The following is a 298-nucleotide window of genomic DNA, read 5'->3' as shown; positions in this document are numbered from 1 at the left end:
ATTCGAACCCGCGACCCTCGCCTTGGCAAGGCGATGCTCTACCACTGAGCCACTTCCGCACGTGCTGGATTCACCAGAATTTTAAATTGAATTTTTTTATTTTACATTTTACATTTTTAATTTTACATTCACTACAAAGTAGTGTTATGGTGCGGGTGGAGGGACTCGAACCCCCACGCCGAAGGCACTAGATCCTAAGTCTAGCGCGTCTGCCAATTCCGCCACACCCGCAGAACAGTGGTGACCCATCGGCGACTCGAACGCCGGACACCCTGATTAAAAGTCAGGTGCTCTACCA

General features: G+C 49.7%; 1 tRNA gene. It reads right to left on the bottom strand.

Going from position 1 to position 298, the window contains the following annotated elements:
* Positions 1 to 147: 147 nt before the first annotated feature.
* Positions 148 to 231 (bottom strand) — tRNA-Leu (locus tag L21TH_RS00805).
* Positions 232 to 298: the final 67 nt, after the last annotated feature.

Origin of the sequence: Caldisalinibacter kiritimatiensis (assembly GCF_000387765.1) — a bacterium.
In the GTDB taxonomy this organism is placed as follows: domain Bacteria; phylum Bacillota; class Clostridia; order Tissierellales; family Caldisalinibacteraceae; genus Caldisalinibacter; species Caldisalinibacter kiritimatiensis.
This window is presented reverse-complemented; position numbering and strand designations above follow the sequence as displayed.